The sequence below is a fragment of the Enterobacter sp. KBR-315C3_2022 genome, from assembly GCF_041399425.1.
Classification (GTDB): domain Bacteria; phylum Pseudomonadota; class Gammaproteobacteria; order Enterobacterales; family Enterobacteriaceae; genus Enterobacter.
On the sequence record NZ_JBGKEB010000026.1, the window covers coordinates 17,013 to 39,009 of the forward strand.

Annotated in this window: 19 protein-coding genes; 7 read left to right on the forward strand and 12 right to left on the reverse strand. The window is 57.9% G+C overall.

All coding sequences use genetic code 11. The features are described from left to right. The first annotated feature begins 251 nt into the window (after positions 1–251). Positions 252–1,193, forward strand: a complete 942-nt coding sequence (locus AB8804_RS20085; RefSeq protein ID WP_371189726.1) for a TIGR01212 family radical SAM protein — start codon at positions 252–254, stop codon at positions 1,191–1,193. On the opposite strand, the gene AB8804_RS20090 is transcribed toward AB8804_RS20085, so the two are convergent. Beyond that, entirely contained in the window at positions 1,173–2,675 is a 1,503-nt protein-coding gene (locus tag AB8804_RS20090; protein ID WP_371189727.1) for a helicase HerA-like C-terminal domain-containing protein, read from the reverse strand. The two genes, AB8804_RS20085 and AB8804_RS20090, sit on opposite strands and share 21 nt — an antisense overlap. A gap of 137 nt (positions 2,676–2,812) precedes the next feature. On the opposite strand from AB8804_RS20090, the gene AB8804_RS20095 reads away from it, so the two are divergent. Continuing rightward, positions 2,813–4,450 carry a dihydroxyacetone kinase subunit DhaK gene (locus AB8804_RS20095; RefSeq protein WP_371189701.1) on the forward strand — a complete coding sequence of 546 codons (1,638 nt, stop codon included), beginning with the start codon at positions 2,813–2,815 and terminating at the stop codon, positions 4,448–4,450. Between the two features lie 90 nt (positions 4,451–4,540). Here the strand turns inward: AB8804_RS20095 and AB8804_RS20100 are convergent, their stop codons facing one another. From AB8804_RS20100 to pepA, 5 genes are all read right to left on the reverse strand, one after another. Next, positions 4,541–5,560: an NAD(P)-dependent alcohol dehydrogenase gene (locus AB8804_RS20100; RefSeq protein ID WP_371189702.1), complete on the reverse strand. Its 1,020-nt coding sequence runs from the start codon at positions 5,558–5,560 to the stop codon at positions 4,541–4,543. 83 nt (positions 5,561–5,643) lie between these two features. Continuing rightward, positions 5,644–6,147, reverse strand: a complete 504-nt coding sequence (locus tag AB8804_RS20105) for a GNAT family N-acetyltransferase (protein WP_371189703.1) — start codon at positions 6,145–6,147, stop codon at positions 5,644–5,646. 123 nt (positions 6,148–6,270) lie between these two features. After that, complete coding sequence (locus AB8804_RS20110) at positions 6,271–9,126, reverse strand: valine--tRNA ligase (protein WP_371189704.1); 2,856 nt, start codon at positions 9,124–9,126, stop codon at positions 6,271–6,273. Beyond that, positions 9,126–9,569, reverse strand: coding sequence for a DNA polymerase III subunit chi (gene holC, locus AB8804_RS20115; protein ID WP_008502815.1), 444 nt, complete (start codon positions 9,567–9,569; stop codon positions 9,126–9,128). The genes AB8804_RS20110 and holC overlap by 1 nt, the downstream gene beginning before the upstream one ends. An 86-nt stretch (positions 9,570–9,655) precedes the next feature. Next, a complete protein-coding gene (gene pepA, locus AB8804_RS20120; RefSeq protein WP_371189705.1) occupies positions 9,656–11,167 on the reverse strand; it encodes a leucyl aminopeptidase in 1,512 nt (503 codons plus the stop codon). Between the two features lie 266 nt (positions 11,168–11,433). Here pepA and lptF point away from each other — a divergent pair, with 266 nt between their 5' ends. From lptF to mtgA, 5 genes are all read left to right on the forward strand, one after another. Beyond that, on the forward strand, positions 11,434–12,534 hold the full coding sequence (gene lptF, locus AB8804_RS20125; protein WP_371189706.1) for an LPS export ABC transporter permease LptF: 1,101 nt from the start codon (positions 11,434–11,436) through the stop codon (positions 12,532–12,534). Then, positions 12,534–13,616, forward strand: coding sequence for an LPS export ABC transporter permease LptG (lptG, locus tag AB8804_RS20130; protein WP_371189707.1), 1,083 nt, complete (start codon positions 12,534–12,536; stop codon positions 13,614–13,616). The genes lptF and lptG overlap by 1 nt, the downstream gene beginning before the upstream one ends. 135 nt (positions 13,617–13,751) lie before the next feature. Beyond that, a complete protein-coding gene (gene arcB / locus AB8804_RS20135) occupies positions 13,752–16,088 on the forward strand; it encodes an aerobic respiration two-component sensor histidine kinase ArcB (protein WP_371189708.1) in 2,337 nt (778 codons plus the stop codon). A gap of 229 nt (positions 16,089–16,317) precedes the next feature. Further along, a complete protein-coding gene (elbB, locus tag AB8804_RS20140; protein ID WP_371189728.1) occupies positions 16,318–16,971 on the forward strand; it encodes an isoprenoid biosynthesis glyoxalase ElbB in 654 nt (217 codons plus the stop codon). Further along, positions 16,968–17,693, forward strand: coding sequence for a monofunctional biosynthetic peptidoglycan transglycosylase (gene mtgA / locus AB8804_RS20145; protein WP_371189709.1), 726 nt, complete (start codon positions 16,968–16,970; stop codon positions 17,691–17,693). The genes elbB and mtgA overlap by 4 nt, the downstream gene beginning before the upstream one ends. Positions 17,694–17,732: 39 nt before the next feature. Here mtgA and npr read toward each other — a convergent pair whose 3' ends face one another. The 6 genes from npr to lptB all read right to left on the reverse strand — a co-directional run bounded on the left by npr (position 17,733) and on the right by lptB (position 21,992). Next, on the reverse strand, positions 17,733–18,005 hold the full coding sequence (gene npr / locus AB8804_RS20150) for a PTS phosphocarrier protein NPr (RefSeq protein WP_003861872.1): 273 nt from the start codon (positions 18,003–18,005) through the stop codon (positions 17,733–17,735). Then, positions 18,002–18,856: an RNase adapter RapZ gene (gene rapZ / locus AB8804_RS20155; protein WP_371189710.1), complete on the reverse strand. Its 855-nt coding sequence runs from the start codon at positions 18,854–18,856 to the stop codon at positions 18,002–18,004. Before rapZ ends, npr begins: the two co-directional genes overlap by 4 nt. 45 nt (positions 18,857–18,901) lie before the next feature. Next, entirely contained in the window at positions 18,902–19,393 is a 492-nt protein-coding gene (gene ptsN / locus AB8804_RS20160) for a PTS IIA-like nitrogen regulatory protein PtsN (protein WP_371189711.1), read from the reverse strand. An 82-nt stretch (positions 19,394–19,475) separates the two neighbouring features. Continuing rightward, complete coding sequence (gene hpf / locus AB8804_RS20165; RefSeq protein ID WP_221551120.1) at positions 19,476–19,763, reverse strand: ribosome hibernation promoting factor; 288 nt, start codon at positions 19,761–19,763, stop codon at positions 19,476–19,478. Between the two features lie 22 nt (positions 19,764–19,785). After that, on the reverse strand, positions 19,786–21,219 hold the full coding sequence (gene rpoN / locus AB8804_RS20170) for an RNA polymerase factor sigma-54 (protein WP_371189712.1): 1,434 nt from the start codon (positions 21,217–21,219) through the stop codon (positions 19,786–19,788). 47 nt (positions 21,220–21,266) lie between these two features. Then, a complete protein-coding gene (lptB, locus tag AB8804_RS20175) occupies positions 21,267–21,992 on the reverse strand; it encodes an LPS export ABC transporter ATP-binding protein (RefSeq protein WP_003861862.1) in 726 nt (241 codons plus the stop codon). Positions 21,993–21,997 lie beyond the last annotated feature (5 nt).

The following is a 21,997-nucleotide window of genomic DNA, read 5'->3' on the forward strand; positions in this document are numbered from 1 at the left end:
ACGCAGAATAAGTCACTGGTACGTAGCATAAAGCCGCATAAAATCACTGTTTTTCAGTGCTGGCGCTATAATGGAAAAAAACCATCAGAACATAAGGAAAAGTAATTACGGATTGGATGAATGAAATTGCGGTAATCTTGATTTTTTATTCATATAGATAAAGGCCGTCCAGGGCGATTGATCCAGGTCATCGCCGACAGAGGCTAAAAATGGCAGGCTTGTCCCCTTTCTTCGGGACGGTCTATCAGATTATGCAGTTACAGAAATTAGTCAATATGTTTGGTGGGGATCTTTTGCAGCGCTACGGGCAAAAGGTTCACAAGCTGACGCTGCACGGCGGCTTCAGCTGCCCGAACCGCGACGGCACCATCGGGCGCGGGGGCTGCACCTTCTGTAACGTTGCGTCTTTTGCTGACGAAGCCCAGCAGCACAAATCCATTGCCGAGCAGCTTGCGCATCAGGCAAGCCTGGTGAACCGCGCGAAACAGTACCTGGCCTATTTCCAGGCCTACACCAGCACGTGGGCGGAGGTACAGGTGTTGCGCTCTATGTATCAGCAGGCGGTGAGCCAGGCCAATATCGTCGGGCTGTGCGTCGGCACGCGCCCGGACTGCGTGCCGGAAGCCGTGCTGGATCTGCTCAGCGAGTATAAAGAGCAAGGTTACGAGGTCTGGCTCGAGCTCGGCCTGCAAACGGCGCATGACAAAACGCTGCACCGCATCAACCGCGGGCATGATTTTGCCTGCTACCAGCGCACAACGCGCCTCGCCCGCGAGCGAGGCTTGAAGGTCTGTTCACATCTTATTGTCGGCCTGCCGGGCGAAGGGCAGCAGCACGGACTCGACACGCTGGAAAGCGTGGTTGAGACCGGCGTGGACGGCATCAAGCTTCACCCGCTGCATATTGTGAAAGGCAGCATTATGGCGAAGGCCTGGGAAGCGGGGCGGCTAAGCGGGATTGAACTCGAAGAGTACACCGTGACGGCAGGCGAGATGATTCGCCACACGCCGCCGGAGATCGTCTACCACCGCATCTCCGCCAGCGCCCGCCGCCCAACGCTTCTGGCACCGCTCTGGTGCGAGAACCGCTGGACGGGGATGCTGGAAATCGACCGCTATCTGCACCAGCACGGCGTTCAGGGCTCGGCGCTGGGCCGCCCGTGGGTTCCCCGTCTACCGGCGACGGCCGCCTAACAGGCTTCCCAGCATGCCGCGCACGATCTGATTGGTGACCTGCCGCGCCGCGCTTTTGGCCATGGTTTGTACCACGCCGTCGCGCTTGCCGCCGCGCGGCCCGGTGGTGCCGAACAGAATATCCTTCAGCCCGCCGAGAATACCGTCGTCTACCGCCACCGACTCACCTTTGGCGGCTGGCGCATTCTGAGATTCGGCGGTCGCCTGAACCCCTTTTTGCAGTATTTCGAACGCCGACTCCCGATCCACTTCATCTTCGTATTTGCCGTAAACCGGCGAGTGGTTAATCAGGCCGTTGCGCTCGTCCTCGGTCACGGGCCCCATTCTTGAGCAGGGGGCAATGACCATTGCGCGTTCGACCACCGACGGGCTGCCCTTCGCGTCCAGGAAGGAGATGAGCGCCTCGCCTGTTCCCAGCGCCTGAATCGCGGCTTCGGTATCAAACGCGGGATTGGCCCGCATGGTTTGCGCGGCGGCTTTCACCGCTTTCTGGTCTTTTGGCGTAAAGGCGCGCAGGGCGTGCTGAACACGGTTACCCAGCTGGCCGAGCACGTTGTCGGGAATGTCCGACGGGTTTTGCGAAACGAACCAAACGCCCACGCCTTTGGAGCGAATCAGGCGGATGACCTGCTCAATCTTATCCAGCAGTACCTGAGGCGCGTCGTTAAACAGCAGATGCGCTTCGTCAAAGAAGAAGACCAGCTTCGGCTTTTCCAGATCGCCCGCTTCCGGCAGCTGTTCGTACAGTTCAGACAGCATCCACAGCAGGCTTGCCGCATAGAGCTTGGGCATTTGATAGAGCTTTTCAGCGCTCAGAATATTGATGATGCCTTTGCCGCTACCGTCGGTGCGCATCCAGTCTTTGATATCCAGCATCGGCTCGCCGAAGAAGTGCTCGGCACCCTGCTGCTCCAGCGTCAGCAGCCCGCGCTGAATGGCGCCCACCGAGGCGCTGCTGATGTTGCCGTACTGGTTCTGGAAGGATTTAGCGTTATCCCCGATGTATTGCGTAATGGCGCGCAGATCCTTGAAATCAAGCAGCAGCAGCCCCTGATCGTCGGCGATGCGGAAGATGATGTTCAGCACGCCGGACTGCACGTCGTTCAGGTTCAGAAGACGGGCGAGAAGAAGCGGACCCAGATCGGAGACCGTAGCGCGCACGGGATGGCCTTTTTCGCCAAAAATGTCCCATAGCACTACCGGGTTGCTGTGGGGCGTCCAGTCCGTAATACCAATGTTTTTGAGGCGCTCGAGCAGTTTTTCCGATGCTGTACCCTCCTGAGCCACGCCGGTTAAATCGCCTTTCACATCGGCCATAAATACCGGTACGCCAATCTCTGAAAGCGACTCTGCCAGCTTCTGCAGGGTGACGGTTTTCCCCGTCCCCGTCGCGCCGGTGATCAGGCCGTGGCGGTTTGCCATTGCGGGCAGTAAAAACAGCTCTTTTTCCAGCGTCCGGGCGATTAACAAAGGTGTACTCATCATGCGCATCCTCACGTTGACATGGGTGCAGTATAGGCAACCCGACGGCAAAATGTCTGCGTAAATTCCTGACTTTGCGGCGCGTTATCCAGTGCAGACTATGCTTTTGCATACGGTTAACAAAATTTTGGAAAGCTATGTCCAGATTCTTCTTTAACGATCGCAAACAGCTGGTCAACGACGCCATTGAAGGCATACTGATCTCCGCGCCGCACGGCAATCTTGTGAAGCTTGATATCGACCCGGCGATCCGCGTAGTGGCGCGCGGCGACTGGGACAAAAGCCGCGTGGCGGTCATCTCCGGCGGTGGCTCCGGCCACGAACCGGCGCATGCCGGATTTGTAGGCAAGGGGATGCTCACGGCGGCGGTGTGTGGCGATCTGTTTGCCTCGCCGAGCGTGGACGCGGTGCTTAACGCCATCGTGGCGGTAACGGGCGACCGCGGCTGCCTGCTGATTGTCAAAAACTATACCGGTGACCGCCTGAACTTCGGCCTGGCGGCGGAAAAAGCCAAGCGCTACGGGCTGAAGGTCGAAATGGTGATTGTCGCGGACGATATCGCCCTGCCGGACAACAAGCAGCCGCGCGGCATTGCCGGGACGGCGCTGGTGCATAAAATTGCGGGTTATGCGGCAGAGCGCGGCAAGTCGCTGAACGAGGTTCGGGATATCGCGCGGCAGGCGTGTGAAAACCTCTGGAGTCTGGGCGTGGCCATGCAAACCTGCAATCTTCCGGGAAGCGATGATGAAGAGGGACGCATCAAAAAAGGCCACGTTGAGCTGGGTCTGGGCATCCACGGGGAGCCGGGCGCATCCGTTGTGGATACGCAAAACAGCAGGCGGATTATCGAGACGCTGGTGAAGCCGCTTATGGCACAGGCCGGGGACGGGCGCTTCGCGGTGCTGATTAACAATCTGGGCGGCGTTTCGGCGCTGGAGATGGCGCTGCTGACTAAAGAGCTGGCGCATTCGGCCCTCAAAGAGCAGATAGCCTACCTGATTGGTCCCGCGCCGCTGGTGAGCTCGCTGGATATGAAGGGGTTTTCGCTGTCCCTGCTGAAGCTTAATGATGCCTTTGAGAAGGCGCTTAATGAAAGCGTTGAGACGCTGGGCTGGCAAAAGCCCGTTGCATTTTCGCCGGTGAAAACGCTGCCCCATACCGCGATTCACGACAGCGTTGAGTTTACGCCGTCGGAAAATGCGCAGGCTGCGGCAGGCGTGCGGGCGGTGACGCAGACGCTGCTCGATCTCGAGAACAGGCTGAACGCGCTGGATGCCAAAGTGGGCGACGGGGATACGGGATCAACCTTTGCCCAAGGCGCGCGGGATATTGCGCAGCGGCTGGAGAAAAATCAGCTGCCGCTTAACGATCTGCCAAAGCTGCTCCTGCTGGTGGGCGAGCGTCTGGCGACCGTGATGGGCGGATCGAGCGGGGTATTGATGTCGATCTTCTTTACGGCGGCCGGGCAGAAGCTGCACGACGGTAAGCCGCTGGCGGAAGCCCTGCTGGACGGGCTGGCGCAGATGAAGCATTACGGCGGGGCCGATCTCGGGGAGCGCACGCTGATCGACGCCCTACAGCCGGCGCTTGAGGCGCTGCAGAAAGGCGATCCTAAGGCTGCTGCGAAGGCGGCACAGGCAGGCGCTGACGCGACGGCGAAAATGGAAAAAGCGGGGGCAGGGCGTTCGTCGTATGTGAATAAAGAGAATCTGGACGGGGTAATGGACCCGGGGGCGGTCGCGGTGGCAGAGGTGTTTTATGCACTGGTGCGGTAGGTGAGAAACGCCCGGTGGCGCTGCGCTTACCGGGCCTACAAAATCGGATGTAGGCCGGGTAAGGCGAAGCCGCCACCCGGCAATGTCACATCAAAAATCCGCTTTTAACACCACGCGATAGCGCGCTTTACCGTCGCGCACGTGCTGGATAGCCTCGTTGATCTTCGACATCGGATACAGCTCGGTGGTCGGTGCCACTTTGGTGCGTCCGGCAAACTTCATCAGCTTGCGCAACTCGTACGGCGTGCCCGTCGCGGAACCGGAAACGCTGCGATCCCCGCCGATCAGCGTAAACGCCGAAACCGGCAGCGGCTTCATTACGGCACCTACGGTATGGAAGTTGCCGCCGTAGGCCAGCGCTTCGAAGTACGGCTGCCAGTCGAGATCGACGTTGACGGTGTTGATGATCAGATCAAACTGACCGGCCAGCGCGTTGAGCGCCTGCGGATCGCGGCTGTTCACCACTTTATCCGCGCCCATTGCCAGCACTTCTTTCTCTTTGGCGGGGTTCGAGCTGAACGCCGTGACCTCGCAGCCCATGGCGTGAAGCAGCTTGATGGCGATGTGGCCCAGGCCGCCGATACCGATCACCCCTACGCGGCTGGTGGCGGTGATATGGTGCATCAGCAGCGGCTTGAACACGGTAATACCGCCGCACAGCAGCGGGCCCGCGGTTTCAATATCAATGTTGTCCGGCAGCGGGATGACCCACTGCCAGTCGGCGCGAAGCTTATCGGCAAAACCGCCCTTGTTCATGATGGTCGGCGTCGCGCCTTCCAGACAGTTGATCTGGTTGCCGCTGATACAGGCGTCGCAGTGGCCGCAGCTGCGGGCCGTCCAGCCGATGCCCACGCGCTGGCCAATCTTCAGCCCTTTGTCCTGTGCGGCCGTGCCGAGCGCGACAACGTGACCAATGATTTCGTGTCCTGCAACCAGCGGATACTGCGAAAAGCCCCATTCGTTGTCGATCATCGAGAGATCCGAGTGGCAGATCCCGCAGTAGTCGACCTGCACTTCGACGTCTTCTGCTTTTAGGTCGCCCGCATCGTATTCGTACAGCTCAAGTTCTGCACCCGCCTGCGGTGCGGCGTAGCTTTTTATCTTCGACATCGTACTTCCCCTTTATGGTGTGAACTGAAAAGTGTAGAGCATTCACTTTACGACCGCTTAGCAGAAGAGGGCAGGAACGAAACTTACAGACTTTTCAGCATTCTGACTTCGCAATCGACGTGGCCGGTACAGCCCAGCGGCGCGTCAATATGCTCAAAGCCCAGGTGTTCATACAGGCGAATCGCCTCTTTAAGGAAGGCGGTTGTTTCGAGATAGCAGCGTTTGAAGCCCTGCGTGCGGGCGTGCTCGAGCGCCTCCAGCGCAAGCTTCTTAGCCAGCCCCTGTCCGCGCACGCTGGGCAGGAAATACATTTTTTGCAGCTCACAGATGTCCGGCTCGCTGCAGCTGAGCGGCGCGATGCCACCGCCGCCCACAACCTCACCGTTCTGCTCGATGATCCAGTAGGCGTGGCCCGGCTGGCTATAGAGCTGATATAGCTCGTCCAGATTCGGATCGGCAACGGTGTAGCCTTTGTCGGCGGTCAGGCCGTACTCGGCGGAAACGTGGCGAATGACGGCGGCAATCGCCGGATTGTCTTGCTCAACGAGCCGACGCATTGTCGTCGCGGCGGGGGTAATCACGCTCATAGTCTTACTCATGACAAAAATTGACACTCAGCTGCTGTTAATAGCACCGCAGGCAGGGGAGTGCAAGAGAGGAGTTTTCAGGAAGGTTACCCCTTACGCCCTGAAGCGTAAGGGGTAAAAGCATTACAGGGCGGCGATAACCGCCTGCTGCTCGATCAGTTTGGATTTTGCATCCGCAAAGGCAACCAGGCGTTCACGCTCTTTGGCGATGACCGCTTCCGGCGCGCGGGCGACAAAGCCTTCGTTCGCCAGCTTGCTTTCGATTTTGCCAATCTCTACGTCGACCTTCGCCACCTCTTTCGCCAGGCGAGCCAGCTCGGCGTCCTTGTCGATCAGGCCTGCCATTGGGATCAGCAGCTCGGCGCCGTCGATGATTTTGGTCACGGAAACCGGACCTTTGTCATCCGCAGGCAGCACGGTAATGCTTTCCAGGCGCGCCATGGTCTTCAGGAAGGTGTTGTTCTCGCTGACGCGACGAACGGCAGCCTCGCTGCAGCCGCGCAGCAGCAGTTCCAGCGGCTTGCTCGGGGCGATGTTCATTTCCGCTCGAATATTACGTACCGCAACGATCGCCTGCTTCAACCATTCGGTATCCGCCGCAGCGGCTTCATCAACGCGCGCAGCATCAAATTCCGGGAACGGCTGCAGCATGATGGTGTCTGCGTTGATGCCTGCAATCACCTTCACGCGCTGCCAGATGGTTTCGGTGATGAACGGGATGACCGGATGCGCCAGGCGCAGCAGGCCTTCCAGCACGGTAATCAGCGTGTTGCGCGTGCCGCGCAGCTCCGCCTCGGATCCACCGTTCATCACCGGCTTCGCCAGCTCCAGATACCAGTCGCAGAACTGGTTCCAGGTAAATTCGTACAGAATGCCCGCCGCGATATCGAAGCGGTAGCTGTCCAGCGCTTCGCGGAACGCTTTCACCGTCTGGTTGAACTCGGCCAGGATCCAGCGATCCGCCAGGGAGAGCGTCATCTCGCCGCCGTTAAAGCCGCAGTCCTGGTCTTCGGTGTTCATCAGCACGAAGCGGCTGGCGTTCCACAGCTTGTTACAGAAGTTGCGGTAGCCTTCCAGGCGCTTCATGTCCCAGTTGATGTCGCGGCCGGTCGAGGCCAGCGCCGCCAGGGTGAAGCGCAGGGCGTCGGTACCGTGAGATTCAATCCCGTTCGGGAACTGCTTCTCGGTGCGCTTGCGGATTTTCTCTGCCAGCTGCGGCTGCATCATGTTGCCGGTGCGTTTTTCCAGCAGCTCTTCCAGAGAGATACCGTCAACCATATCCAGCGGGTCAATAACGTTACCCTTGGACTTGGACATCTTCTGGCCTTCGTCGTCGCGGATCAGACCGGTCATGTAGACGGTGTGGAACGGAACCTGCGGCTTGCCGTTTTCATCTTTGATGAAGTGCATGGTCATCATGATCATGCGGGCAATCCAGAAGAAGATGATGTCGAAGCCTGAAACCATCACGCTGGTTGGGTGGAACTGGCGCAGCGCGTCGGTGTTTTCCGGCCAGCCGAGCGTGGAGAAGGTCCACAGCGCGGAGGAGAACCAGGTATCCAGCACGTCTTCATCCTGACGCAGCGCAACGTCAGCGCCCAGGTTATTTTCCTGACGCACTTCGTCTTCGGTGCGGCCAACGTAGACGTTGCCTTCGTTGTCATACCACGCCGGAATGCGGTGGCCCCACCACAGCTGACGGGAGATACACCAGTCCTGGATATCACGCATCCAGGAGAAGTACATGTTTTCGTACTGCTTCGGCACGAACTGGATATCGCCGTTCTCAACCGCTTCCACGGCCGGCTTCGCCAGCACGTCGGCGCGCACGTACCACTGGTCGGTCAGCATCGGTTCGATAACCACGCCGCCACGGTCGCCGTACGGCACGGTCAGGTCGTGAGGCTTGATCTCTTCCAGCAGGCCGAGCGCGTCAACGGCAGCCACGATTGCTTTACGCGCGGCAAAGCGCTCCAGCTTCTGGAACTCGGCAGGAATGTCGCTGGAGTAGACGTCAGACTCTTCACCTTTGGTATCAAAGACCTGAGCGCTTTCACGGATATCACCGTCGAAGGTCAGGATATTGATCATCGGCAGAGCGTGACGACGGCCCACTTCGTAGTCGTTAAAGTCGTGCGCTGGGGTGATTTTCACGCAGCCGGTGCCTTTTTCCATGTCGGCGTGTTCGTCGCCCACGATTGGAATACGGCGGTTAACCAGCGGCAGCACCAGGAATTTACCGATCAGATCTTTGTAGCGCGAATCTTCCGGGTTAACGGCCACGCCGGTATCGCCCAGCAGGGTTTCCGGACGGGTGGTGGCAACCACCAGATAGTCTTTACCGTCTGCGGTTTTCGCGCCGTCGGCCAGCGGATAACGAATGTGCCACATGGAGCCTTTCGACTCGCGGTTTTCCACTTCCAGGTCAGAAATCGCGGTGCGCAGTTTCGGGTCCCAGTTTACCAGGCGCTTGCCGCGGTAAATCAGGTCTTCTTTATACAGGCGGACGAACACTTCTTTCACGGCATTGGAAAGACCTTCGTCCATCGTGAAGCGCTCGCGCTCCCAGTCTACGGAGTTGCCGAGACGGCGCATCTGGCGGGTAATGGTGCCGCCAGATTCCGCTTTCCACTGCCAGATTTTGTCGATGAACGCGTCGCGACCGTAGTCGTGGCGGGTTTTACCTTCTTCAGCGGCAATTTTACGCTCAACCACCATCTGGGTCGCGATACCCGCGTGGTCAGTCCCCGCCTGCCACAGGGTGTTTTTCCCCTGCATGCGCTGGTAGCGGATCATGGTATCCATGATGGTCTGCTGGAAAGCATGTCCCATATGCAAACTACCGGTGACGTTCGGCGGCGGGATCATGATGCAGAAGGACTCTTTGCTTTCGTCGCCGTTAGGCTTGAAATAGCCCTGCTGTTCCCAGTGCTCGTAAAGCGGCTGTTCGATATCGCGTGGGTTATATGTCTTTTCCATTATTTCCAGGTTGCCGTATTCAGGTTAAAACCGGCCAGGCGGTACGCTTTGTAGCGTTCGCGCGCCAGCTGTTTCAAGGATTCTTCGTAAGGGACAAAGTCTACCACTTCTGTGAAAGCGGTGGCAAAATCTGCAAAATCTATCCGCAGGCTAATCAGGATATCGCGCGCGCTGCTGTTGCGCTTCTGCGGCCAGGCTATTTCGACCGGGGCGCCGCCGCGCGGGCCTTCACCGGACAAGTTATGCGGAACAAAACTCTCCGGCGGACGCGCCCATAGCGCTTCATCAAGGCGAATCGCCTGCTGCTCGTCTTCACAGGCAATCAACACGCGCTTGCCTGCGCGCCAACGTTCTGCGGCAATTTCACACACCAGCTGTTCCACGGCGCTGAGACCGTCCTGATGAGTGTCGTTGTCCAGAAGGTAGAACGTTGCATTCTTCATATATGGGGCTTCTTGTGCTCACTTTAAATGCTTAAGCCGGGTGGCGGCTTCGCCTTACCCGGCCTACGGTTTACTGCCGTTCTGACTTACTCGTCGCCGTTAAAACCCGCGCGGTTCAGCAGGAACTGCGACAGCAGCGCAACCGGACGACCGGTCGCGCCTTTGGCTTTACCGGAGCGCCATGCGGTGCCCGCGATATCCAGGTGCGCCCAGTTGTACCTGCGGGTAAAGCGCGACAGGAAGCAGCCCGCGGTGATAGCACCGCCCGGACGACCGCCGATGTTCGCCATGTCCGCAAAGTTGGACTCCAGCTGTTCCTGGAACTCGTCGCCCAGCGGCAGGCGCCACGCGCGGTCTCCCGCCTGCTCGGACGCGCCAATCAGCTCGTGCGCCAGCGGGTTGTGGTTCGACATCAGGCCGGTAATGTGGTGGCCCAGCGCAATCACGCAGGCACCGGTCAGGGTGGCCACATCGATAACGGCTTCCGGTTCGAAACGTTCCACGTAGGTCAGCACGTCGCACAGCACCAGACGGCCTTCGGCGTCGGTGTTCAGCACCTCAACGGTCTGCCCGGACATGGTGGTCAGCACGTCGCCAGGGCGATAGGCGCGTCCGCCAGGCATGTTTTCACAGCCCGCCAGCACGCCGGTGACGTTGATAGGCAGCTGAAGCTCGGCGACCATGCGCATCACGCCGTAAACTGCCGCCGCGCCGCACATGTCGTACTTCATCTCGTCCATGCCTTCGGCTGGCTTGATGGAGATACCGCCGGAGTCGAAGGTCAGCCCTTTGCCGACCAGCACGATAGGACGCGCGTCTTCGGACGGGTTGCCTTTGTACTCAATCACCGACATCAGGGATTCGTTCTGGGAGCCGTTGCCGACCGCCAGATAGGAGTGCATTCCCAGCTCTTTCATCTGCTGCTCGCCGATGACGCGGGTAATCACGTTTTTGCTGTAGGAATCGGCAAGCTGACGCGCCTGAGAGGCCAGATACGCGGCGTTACAGATGTTCGGCGGCATGTTGCCGAGATCTTTTGCCGCTTTAATACCGGCGGCAATCGCCAGGCCGTGCTGGATCGCGCGCTCGCCGCTGGTCAACTCGCGGCGGGTCGGGACGTTAAAGACCATTTTGCGCAGCGGACGACGCGGCTCGCTTTTATTGGTTTTCAGCTGATCGAAGCTGTAGAGGCTCTCTTTCGCGGTTTCGACGGCCTGACGCACTTTCCAGTAGGTGTTGCGGCCCTTGACGTGCAGCTCGGTCAGGAAGCAGACGGCCTCCATTGAGCCGGTATCATTCAGGGTATTAATGGTTTTCTGAATCACCTGCTTATACTGGCGCTCGTCCAGCTCGCGCTCTTTACCGCAGCCAATCAGCAGAATGCGCTCGGACAGCACGTTTGGCACGTGGTGCAGCAGCAGGGTCTGGCCCGGTTTGCCTTCCAGCTCGCCGCGGCGCAGCAGGGCGCTAATGTAGCCGTCACTGATTTTATCGAGTTGTTCGGCGATCGGGGAGAGTCGGCGTGGTTCAAAAACGCCCACAACGATGCAGGCACTCCGCTGTTTCTCCGGGCTACCACTTTTTACACTGAACTCCATGCACTACGCTCCTGAATCTTAAAGACAACGGCGGCCGCTACAGATAGAATTGAAAGCTTTCGTAACTCATATCCGCTGTTGTGATGACTTCGTGTTAATCTTACGTTATTACGGTTTCGACACGTCAGAAAATGTCCTGAAGCGTGAATCCGCCGGGTTTTTTAATCTTAGCGATGATTTCGACGACTCAAGAGAATAAATGACGTTTAAGCCATGAAACAAGCGATTTTCCAGCAAAAAGACGGGTTTTTACGGGCGTATTAATAGTGATAATCATAAGATATCTGGTGCGGGAGACGCTCAAGAGCCAACTGGCGATTCTGTTTATCCTTCTTCTGATCTTCTTCTGTCAGAAGCTGGTCAAGATCCTCGGTGCGGCGGTTGACGGCGAAATTCCAACAAATCTGGTGCTTTCCCTGCTCGGGTTAGGCGTGCCGGAAATGGCGCAGCTTATCCTGCCGTTAAGCCTTTTCCTCGGTTTGCTGATGACGCTGGGTAAGCTCTATACCGAAAGTGAAATCACGGTGATGCATGCCTGCGGCTTAAGCAAAGCCGTGCTGGTGAAAGCAGCCATGGTTCTGGCGCTGTTTACGGGGATTATTGCCGCCGTGAACGTGATGTGGGCCGGTCCTGCGTCCTCGCGCCATCAGGACGAGGTGCTGGCTGAGGCCAAAGCGAACCCGGGCCTGGCGGCGCTTGCGCAGGGCCAGTTCCAGCAGGCCACCGACGGCAATTCCGTTCTCTTTATTGAAAGCGTCAACGGCAGCCGCTTCAACGACGTTTTCCTTGCTCAGCTTCGCCCGAAGGGCAACGCGCGGCCGTCCGTCGTGGTGGCTGACTCCGGCCAGCTGTCGCAGACCAAAGACGGCTCTCAGATCGTGACCCTGAACAAAGGCACGCGTTTTGAAGGCACCGCGATGCTGCGCGACTTCCGCATCACCGATTTCCATAACTATCAGGCCATTATCGGGCATCAAACCGTCGCGCTCGATCCGAGCGACACGGAGCAGATGGATATGCGCACCCTGATTCAAACGGATAGCGATCGCGCCCGCGCGGAACTGCACTGGCGTATCACTCTGGTATTCACCGTATTTATGATGGCGCTGATGGTCGTTCCGCTGAGCGTGGTGAACCCACGTCAGGGCCGCGTGCTGTCGATGCTGCCTGCCATGCTGCTGTATCTGGTCTTCTTCCTGCTGCAAACCTCGATCAAGTCCAACGGCGGTAAGGGAAAAATTGACCCGGTCGTTTGGACTTGGGTAGTAAACGGTCTTTATCTGCTGCTGGCAGTCGGACTTAACCTGTGGGACACGGTGCCAATGCGTCGAATGCGTGCCCGGTTTACGCGTAAAGGAGCCCTCTAATGCAGGCCTTTGGCGTTCTTGACCGCTATATCGGTAAAACCATTTTTACCACCATCATGATGACCCTGTTCATGCTGGTGTCGCTCTCCGGGATCATTAAATTCGTCGACCAGCTGAAAAAAGCCGGGCAGGGGAGCTATGACGCGCTGGGGGCAGGCATGTATACCCTGCTCAGCGTGCCAAAAGATGTGCAAATCTTCTTCCCGATGGCTGCCCTGCTGGGGGCGCTGCTCGGCCTGGGCATGCTCGCGCAGCGCAGCGAGCTGGTTGTGATGCAGGCGTCGGGCTTTACCCGCATGCAGGTTGCGCTCTCCGTGATGAAGACGGCTATCCCGCTGGTGATGCTGACAATGGCAATCGGCGAGTGGGTGGCACCGCAGGGCGAGCAGATGGCGCGTAACTATCGTGCTCAGGCGATGTACGGCGGTTCGCTGCTGTCGACGCAGCAGGGCCTGTGGGCGAAAGACGGCAGCAACTTTGTCTATATCGAACGCGTTAAAGGGAACGATGAGCTGGGCGGCGTCAGCATTTACGCCTTCAACAGCGAGCGTCGCCTGCAGTCCGTTCGTCACGCTTCTTCCGCGAAGTTTGACGCCGAAAACAAGCAGTGGCGCCTGTCGCAGGTGGATGAGTCCAACCTGACCGACCCGAAACAGATCACCGGCTCGCAGACGGTGTCCGGCACGTGGAAAACTAACCTGACGCCTGACAAGCTGGGCGTTGTGGCGCTGGATCCCGACGCGCTCTCCATCAGCGGCCTGCACAACTACGTGAAGTATCTGAAGTCGAGCGGCCAGGATGCGGGGCGCTATCAGCTCAACATGTGGAGCAAAATCTTCCAGCCGATGTCCGTGGCCGTCATGATGCTGATGGCGCTGTCGTTTATCTTTGGCCCGCTGCGCAGCGTGCCGATGGGCGTGCGCGTCGTGACCGGCATCAGCTTTGGCTTTGTCTTCTACGTGCTGGATCAGATCTTTGGGCCGCTGACGCTGGTTTACGGCATTCCGCCGATTATCGGCGCACTGCTGCCGAGCGCCAGCTTCTTCCTGATCAGCCTCTGGCTGCTTCTCAGACGCTCCTGATGCCATATCTACTCGCTCCCGGTTCGCCGGGAGCGGGCTAATCTCCTGTTTCACCCCGCACTTTTTCTCATAACCTTCAACGCCCCGCCGCGAATTTGAGTATTATTGAGCGATATAGTCGTGAAGGGATCCTCTATGAAGCAAATTCGAATGCTCGCCCAGTACTACGTCGACCTGATGATGAAGCTTGGGCTGGTGCGTTTCTCCATGCTGCTGGCGCTGGCGCTGGTGGTTCTGGCGATAGTCGTACAGATGGCCGTTACCATGGTGCTGCACGGTCAGGTCGAAAGCATCGACGTGATCCGCTCTATCTTCTTCGGGCTGCTGATCACCCCCTGGGCCGTTTACTTCCTTTCGGTGGTGGTGGAACAGCTGGAGGAGTCCCGCCAGCGGCTGTCGAAGCTGGTTGAAAAGCTGGAGGAGATGCGCGACCGCGATCTTAAGCTCAACGTTCAGCTGAAGGACAACATTGCGCAGCTGAATCAGGAGATTTCGGACCGCGAGAAGGCGGAAGCCGAGCGCCAGGCGACGCTGGAACAGCTCAAGATAGAGATGAAAGAGCGTGAGGTGACGCAGATCCAGCTTGAGCAGCAATCCTCTTTCCTGCGCTCCTTCCTGGATGCGTCTCCGGATCTCGTTTTCTACCGCAATGAAGATAAAGAGTTTTCCGGCTGTAACCGGGCGATGGAGCTGCTGACCGGCAAGAGCGAGAAGCAGCTTATCCACCTCAAGCCGCAGGATGTCTATTCCGAAGAGGCTGCCGCCAAGGTAATGGAAACGGACGAGAAGGTCTTCCGCCACAACGTCTCGCTGACCTATGAACAGTGGCTGGACTATCCGGACGGGCGCAAAGCCTGTTTTGAGATCCGCAAGGTGCCGTACTACGACCGCGTGGGCAAGCGCCACGGCCTGATGGGCTTTGGCCGCGATATCACCGAGCGCAAGCGCTATCAGGACGCGCTTGAGCGCGCCAGCCGCGACAAGACCACCTTCATCTCCACCATCAGCCACGAGCTGCGCACCCCGCTTAACGGCATCGTCGGCCTGAGCCGCATTCTGCTCGATACCGACCTCACCGCCGAGCAGGAAAAATACCTTAAAACCATCCACGTCTCGGCGGTAACGCTTGGCAATATCTTCAATGATATTATCGACATGGATAAAATGGAGCGCCGCAAGGTCCAGCTTGATAACCAACCGGTCGATTTCACCGGCTTCCTGGCCGACCTGGAAAACCTGTCTGGCCTCCAGGCGCAGCAAAAGGGGCTGAGCTTCGTGATGGAGCCAACGCTGCCGCTGCCGCATAAGGTGGTGACGGACGGCACGCGCCTGCGTCAGATCCTGTGGAACCTGATCAGCAACGCGGTGAAATTTACCCAGCACGGCGGGCGGGTGGCGGTACGCATTCGCTACGATGCGGGCGATATGCTGCACTTTGAGGTGGAAGACTCCGGCATCGGTATTCCTCAGGAAGAGCAGGACAAGATCTTCGCCATGTATTATCAGGTCAAAGACAGCAACGGCGGCAAGCCCGCCACCGGCACCGGGATTGGCCTGGCGGTATCGAAACGCCTGGCGAAGAGCATGGGCGGGGATATCACCGTGTCCAGCCTGCCGGGGAAAGGTTCTACCTTTACGCTGACGGTGCATGCGCCTGCGGTCGCGGAAGAGGTTGAGGATACCTTCGATAACGACGATATGCCGCTGCCGGCGCTGCACGTGCTGCTGGTGGAAGATATTGAGCTTAACGTCATCGTGGCGCGCTCGGTGCTTGAGAAGCTGGGCAACAGCGTCGACGTGGCCATGACCGGAAAAGCCGCGCTGGAGATGTTCACGCCGGGGGAATATGACCTGGTGCTGCTGGATATTCAGCTGCCGGACATGACCGGGCTGGATATCTCTCGCGAACTGACGAGCAAGTACGCCGCTGGCGATCTGCCGCCGCTGGTGGCGCTCACGGCGAACGTGCTGAAAGATAAAAAAGAGTACCTCGATGCCGGTATGGATGATGTGCTGAGCAAGCCGCTGGCGGTGCCCGCCCTGACCGCTATGATCAAGAAATTCTGGGATACCCGTGATGAAGAGGAGAGCACCATGACGTCTGTTGATAGCGAAAAAGCCCAAACGATACTGGATACCGCCATGCTGGAGCAGTATATCGATCTGGTGGGGCCGAAACTGATTACCGACGGCCTGGCCGTATTCGAGAAAATGATGCCGGGCTACCTGAACGTGCTGGAATCCAACCTGACGGCGCGCGACCAGAAGGGCATCGTGGAAGAAGGGCACAAAATTAAAGGTGCCGCTGGCTCCGTGGGCTTGCGCCATCTACAGCAGCTGGGGCAGCAGATTCAGTCTCCCGATTTACCTGCCTGGGAAGATAACGTAGGTGAATGGGTTGAAGAGATGAAGCAGGAGTGGCAAAACGATGTGGCGGTATTAAAAGCCTGGGTGGATGCCAGAAAAAAATGACCCCGGCTTAACCGGGGTGCGCGAATACTGCGCCAACACCAGGGAAATTGTGGCTGCGCCGAATCTTTCGTGTTGTTTTCGCATGGCGCCGCCTTAATGTGAGGCCGCACGCAAATAAGATAGCAAATCTTAAATGGTTTGTTACATGAATCAGTGAAATGTGTGAAGCATAGCGTTTTAATCAGAATTATTAATGTGCTTACGCGGGTTTGAGAGAAGGATCGTCATGATGAAAAAGATGGGTGTTGTGCTGAGCGGATGCGGCGTTTACGACGGTTCAGAGATACACGAAGCCGTATTAACGCTGCTGGCCCTCTCCCGTCACGGGGTAGAAGCCGTCTGCTTTGCGCCGGATAAAAATCAGGCCGATGTCATTAACCATCTGACCGGCGAACCGATGGCGGAAACGCGTAACGTGCTGATCGAAGCGGCGCGGATTGTCCGTGGTGATATTCGTCCTCTGAATGAGGCCGATGCCTCAGCGCTTGATGCGTTAATTGTGCCGGGCGGCTTCGGCGCGGCGAAAAACCTGAGCAGCTTTGCTTCGCAGGGCGCGGAGTGTCGCGTCGATCCGGATCTTAAAGCGCTGTCGCTGGCGATGCACGCGGCGGGGAAACCGCAGGGCTTTATCTGTATTGCGCCTGCCATGCTGCCTAAGATTTTTGATTTTCCGCTGCGCCTGACCATCGGCACCGATATCGACACCGCTGAGGTGATTGAAGAGATGGGCGGCGAGCACGTGCCCTGTCCGGTGGATGACATCGTGGTGGATGAAGACAATAAAATCGTCACCACGCCTGCGTACATGCTGGCGCAGAACATCGCTGAGGCGGCCGCGGGGATCGACAAGCTGGTGGACAGAGTGCTGGTTCTTACTGAATGAGCCGCAAATTTTCCCCGGGCGCATGGGTGAAACGCCTCCTGCTGCGCGCTGTCGTGATTCTGGCGGTCTTCTGGGGCGGCGGCATTGCCCTGTTCAGCATCGTGCCCGTTCCCTTTTCCGCGGTGATGGCCGAGCGTCAGATCGGCGCATGGCTGTCAGGGGATTTCCGCTACGTTGCCCATTCCGACTGGGTGGGCATGGAGGACATCTCGCCGTGGATGGGGCTGGCGGTGATTGCGGCCGAAGATCAGAAATTCCCGGAACACTGGGGGTTTGACGTGGCGGCGATAGAGAAAGCGCTGGCGCACAACGAGCGCAATGAAAGTCGCGTGCGCGGAGCGTCGACGCTGTCTCAGCAGACGGCGAAAAACCTGTTTCTTTGGGATGGCCGCAGCTGGATGAGAAAGGGGCTGGAGGCTGGCCTGACGGTGGGTATTGAAACGGTCTGGAGCAAGAAGCGTATTCTGACCGTGTATTTGAATATCGCCGAGTTTGGCGACGGCGTTTTTGGCGTTGAAGCCGCGTCGCAGCGTTATTTTAATAAGCCCGCCAGCAGGCTGAGCCTCTCTGAAGCAGCGCTGCTGGCCGCCGTGTTGCCGAACCCGATCCGTTATAAAGCGGATGCCCCTTCCGGCTATGTGCGAAGCCGCCAGGCGTGGATCATGCGCCAGATGCGCCAGCTCGGTGGGGAAGGATTTATGGAGAGAAACGCGCTTATGTAGGGCGGGTAAGCGCAGCGCTACCCGCCTCGGAGACAGGGATCAGTCTTCGTCAAACCCGGCGTTAAACAGCGCAATGACTGCCGCCAGGGCTTCCTCTTCCTGCGGGCCGGTGGCTTCCACCTCAATCTGACGACCTTTGGCAGAATCCAGCATCAGCAGGGCGATCACGCTGTTGGCTTCGGCTTCGGTGCCCTCGTCGTTACGCAGCAGAACCTCGGCATCAAAACCCTGCATCAGTTCAAACAGCTTCATCGCCGGGCGGGCGTGCATGCCCAGCTTGTTGGTGATCTCAACGGTCTGTTTTACGGTCATGTTTTACGTTTTTCCAGCGTGCGATGACGGGACTGAACGTTCTTTCCGCGCGAGCGGAAGTAGTCGGCCAGCTGTTCGGCGATATAGACCGAACGATGTTTTCCGCCGGTACAGCCAATCGCCACCGTCAGGTAGCTACGGTTGTTGGTCTCCAGCATAGGTAACCATAGCTCAAGGTAGCTTCGCGTCTGGTAAATAAAATTGTGAACTTCTGTGTGCCTGTCGAGGAACGCTGCGACCGGCTTGTCGAGGCCGGTCATCGGACGCAGCTTCGGGTCCCAGTGCGGGTTCGGCAGGAAGCGCACGTCGAAAACATAGTCCGCATCGATAGGAATGCCGTGCTTGAAGCCGAAGGATTCGAATACCATCGTCAGCTCGCGCTCGCGTTTGCCCAGTAAACGGGTGCGCAGCATTTCCGCCAGCTCGTGCACGGACATTTCGGAGGTGTCGACAATCAGGTCGGCGCGGGAGCGCAGCGGCTCCAGCAGGTCGCTCTCCTCGTCGATGGCGCTTTCCAGGGAAAGATTTTTACTGGAAAGCGGGTGCAAGCGACGCGTGTCGCTGTAGCGACGGATCAGCGTGTTGCGGTCAGCATCGAGGAACAGCAGCTGAGGCGAGAAGGCATCCGGCAGGCTGTTCATGGCCAGCTCGAAGATTTCGGGGGATTCCGGCATGTTGCGGACGTCAATGCTGACCGCCGCCGAGATCTGCCTGTCCGCAAGCGTGCGGGCCAGATCGGGCAGCAGCACCACCGGCAGGTTATCTACGCAGTAAAAACCCATATCTTCCAGCGCGCGCAGGGCTACAGATTTTCCCGAACCCGAACGACCGCTGACGATCATCAGCACCATGTTCCGTTTCTCCTCAGGGCAGCAGATGTGAAGGTCATCTCCCGGCTACTCATCTTCCTGGCGGCCTTCTGTTTCCGTGATAATTTGATAAAGCTCTTCATCGCTTTGCGCGGAGCGCAGCCGACGACAAATGGTTTTATCCGCCAGGCGTTTGGCGACCAGCGAAAGAGTGTGCAGATGCGTTTTCGTCTGATCGGCAGGTACCAGCAGCGCAAAGAGGAGATCGACGGGCTGGTTATCAATCGCGTCAAAGGCGATTGGCGTTTCAAGCTGCACGAAAACACCGACGGCACGCAGGGTGTCTTCTTCCAGTTTGCCGTGGGGGATCGCAATGCCGTTGCCGATGCCGGTACTGCCCATTTTTTCGCGGGTCAGAATGGCTTCGAACACGACCTGCGGCGGCAGGCCCAGCTGTTTTGCGGCCAGCTCACTGATGATCTCCAGCGCACGTTTTTTGCTCTGGCAGTGAACGCCACTGCGGGTACATTCCTGGTTAAGGACATTGCTCAGTTGAAGAGCGGAATCGTTGTTCATCATAATTTCACCTAAGCGCTAACTGTACAAATGGCCCGTTGTGCTCCACAACAGGCCGTCCTGCACCCGTTAACTGCCCGGACAATTAGTGTTGTTTCAGTTTATCTTTATGTTTATTAAGCTGTCGCGCAAGCTTGTCAATCAAGCCGTCGATAGCTGCGTACATGTCTTGCCCTTCCGCACTGGCATGAAGTTCACCCCCGTTAACGTGCAGGGTGGCATCCGAGATGTGAGTCACTTTCTCCACTTTTAACACAACATAGACCTGATTGATCCTCTCGAAATACTGTTCGAGCTTGGCGAACTTCGCGTTCACAAACTCGCGTAAAGCCTCAGTAATTTCGACGTTGTGTCCTGTGATATTGAGCTGCATAGTGTCTTCCTTATCGGTTGTGTCAGACCAGTTGTTTACGCTGGTTTGACGGCGGAATGGATAAAGACTCTCGATACTTCGCAACGGTACGTCGTGCCACCATAATACCCTGATCGGAGAGAAGGGTGGTCAACTTACTGTCGCTCAGTGGCTTCGCGGGGTTTTCCGCGGCGATCAACTTCTTCACCAGAGCGCGAATTGCCGTTGACGAGGCTTCGCCGCCGCCTTCGGTATTCACATGGCTGGAGAAGAAATACTTAAGCTCAAATATGCCGCGCGGACTGTGCAGATACTTCTGCGTGGTCACGCGAGAAATGGTTGATTCGTGCATCTCGACGGCCTGGGCGATATCCGCCAGCACCATCGGTTTCATATACTCTTCGCCCTGCTCGAAGAACGCCTGCTGCTGTTCGACAATGCAGCGGCTGACGCGCAGGAGCGTATCGTTTCGGCTTTCAAGGCTTTTAATCAGCCATCGCGCTTCCTGCAGGTTACTGCGAATGTACTGATTATCGGAATCATTACGCGCGCTGGTGCACAGGGAGGCATATTGCTGATTGATTTGCAGGCGAGGAAGGCTGTCGGAATTGAGTTCAACAACCCATCGGTCGTTATGTTTTCTCACCAGCACGTCCGGAATGACGTATTCCGGCTCGCTGGTCTGGATCGACTGGCCGGGGCGCGGATCGAGCGACTGGATCAGGCTTACCGCTTCCTTAAGCACCTCTTCTTTGAGGCGCGTCACGCGCATGAGCGAGCGGAAATCATGGTTAGCCAGCAGATCGAGATGTTCGCTGACGATCAGGCGGGCTTCGTCAATCCACGGCACCTCTTTACCGAACTGGGAGAGCTGGATCAGCAGGCAGTCGCGCAGATCTTTCGCCGCCACGCCCACCGGGTCGAAGCGCTGGATACGCTTTAAAACGGCTTCAACTTCTTCAAGCTCGATCTCATCGTTACCGATGCTTTCGAGAATATCGTCCAGCGTGACGGTTAAATACCCGGTGTCATCGACGGCATCGACAATTGAGGTCGCAATGGCGCGATCGGTATCGGAGAAGGGCGTCAGCTCCACCTGCCACATCAGGTAATCCTGTAGCGACTGGGTCGTTTCACCCTGATAAACGGGCAGCTCGTCATCCTGATAGTCCGCGCGCGTCCCGGAAGGGGTGCCCGCGGTGTAGATTTCATCCCAGCTGGCGTCGAGAGGCAGCTCGTCCGGCATCTCGTTTTGCTCGAGAGCGTCCGCGGTGTCGAGGGTTTCGGTATCCTGTGTTTGCTGAGCGTCTACTTCGTCATGAAGATCGGTTTGCTCCAGCAGCGGGTTGCTGTCCAGCGCCTGCTGGAGCTCCTGCTGGAGTTCTAACGTGGACAGCTGCAACAGGCGGATTGCCTGCTGGAGCTGCGGCGTCATCGCCAGTTGCTGGCTGAGCCTTAATTGCAAACCTTGCTTCATGTTCAGAGCATTTTTCTCCGCGTCAGCGTTTCGTGACCTCTACCCTATCAGAGTCTGAAGTCTTCCCCAAGGTACACGCGCTTAACATGCTCATCTTCAAGGATCTGCTGCGGCGTACCGTGGGCAATCAGGTGGCCCTGGCTCACGATATACGCGCGCTCGCAAACGGCCAGCGTTTCACGAACGTTGTGGTCGGTGATCAGCACGCCAAGCCCGCTGTCGCGCAGATGCTCGATAATACGTTTGATATCGATAACGGAAATCGGGTCAACGCCGGCAAACGGTTCATCCAGCAGGATGAATTTTGGGTTAGCGGCCAGCGCGCGGGCAATCTCAACGCGGCGGCGTTCACCGCCGGAGAGCGCCTGACCGAGGCTGTCGCGCAGGTGTTCTATGTGGAACTCCTCCATCAGCTCGTTCGCGCGGTCGGTGCGCTGCTCGCTGGTGAGATCGTCACGGATCTGCAGCACGGCCATCAGGTTATCGAAGACGCTCAGGCGACGGAAAATGGAGGCTTCCTGCGGCAGGTAGCCAATACCGCGACGCGCGCGCGCGTGCAGCGGCAGCAGGCTAATGTCTTCATCATCGATGATGATGTTGCCCGCATCGCGAGGCACGATGCCCACGACCATGTAAAAGGTGGTGGTTTTACCCGCACCGTTTGGGCCTAGCAGGCCGACGATTTCGCCTGAATTGACGGTCAGACTGACATCTTCCACGACGCGGCGGCCCTTATAGGCCTTCGCGAGATTTTTAGCAGTTAATGTTGCCATAACGA

Coding starts and splice junctions, on each gene's coding strand:
- mtgA (WP_371189709.1), top strand. CDS start 16,968: ATGAGCCGCAAATTTTCCCCGGGCGCATGGGTGAAACGCCTCCTGCTG.
- AB8804_RS20095 (WP_371189701.1), top strand. CDS start 2,813: ATGTCCAGATTCTTCTTTAACGATCGCAAACAGCTGGTCAACGACGCC.
- AB8804_RS20105 (WP_371189703.1), bottom strand. CDS start 6,147: ATGAGCGTGATTACCCCCGCCGCGACGACAATGCGTCGGCTCGTTGAG.
- lptB (WP_003861862.1), bottom strand. CDS start 21,992: ATGGCAACATTAACTGCTAAAAATCTCGCGAAGGCCTATAAGGGCCGC.
- holC (WP_008502815.1), bottom strand. CDS start 9,569: ATGAAGAATGCAACGTTCTACCTTCTGGACAACGACACTCATCAGGAC.
- pepA (WP_371189705.1), bottom strand. CDS start 11,167: ATGGAGTTCAGTGTAAAAAGTGGTAGCCCGGAGAAACAGCGGAGTGCC.
- hpf (WP_221551120.1), bottom strand. CDS start 19,763: ATGCAGCTCAATATCACAGGACACAACGTCGAAATTACTGAGGCTTTA.
- rapZ (WP_371189710.1), bottom strand. CDS start 18,856: ATGGTGCTGATGATCGTCAGCGGTCGTTCGGGTTCGGGAAAATCTGTA.
- AB8804_RS20090 (WP_371189727.1), bottom strand. CDS start 2,675: ATGAGTACACCTTTGTTAATCGCCCGGACGCTGGAAAAAGAGCTGTTT.
- AB8804_RS20110 (WP_371189704.1), bottom strand. CDS start 9,126: ATGGAAAAGACATATAACCCACGCGATATCGAACAGCCGCTTTACGAG.
- lptG (WP_371189707.1), top strand. CDS start 12,534: ATGCAGGCCTTTGGCGTTCTTGACCGCTATATCGGTAAAACCATTTTT.
- AB8804_RS20085 (WP_371189726.1), top strand. CDS start 252: ATGCAGTTACAGAAATTAGTCAATATGTTTGGTGGGGATCTTTTGCAG.
- AB8804_RS20100 (WP_371189702.1), bottom strand. CDS start 5,560: ATGTCGAAGATAAAAAGCTACGCCGCACCGCAGGCGGGTGCAGAACTT.
- npr (WP_003861872.1), bottom strand. CDS start 18,005: ATGACCGTAAAACAGACCGTTGAGATCACCAACAAGCTGGGCATGCAC.
- rpoN (WP_371189712.1), bottom strand. CDS start 21,219: ATGAAGCAAGGTTTGCAATTAAGGCTCAGCCAGCAACTGGCGATGACG.
- elbB (WP_371189728.1), top strand. CDS start 16,318: ATGAAAAAGATGGGTGTTGTGCTGAGCGGATGCGGCGTTTACGACGGT.
- ptsN (WP_371189711.1), bottom strand. CDS start 19,393: ATGATGAACAACGATTCCGCTCTTCAACTGAGCAATGTCCTTAACCAG.
- arcB (WP_371189708.1), top strand. CDS start 13,752: ATGAAGCAAATTCGAATGCTCGCCCAGTACTACGTCGACCTGATGATG.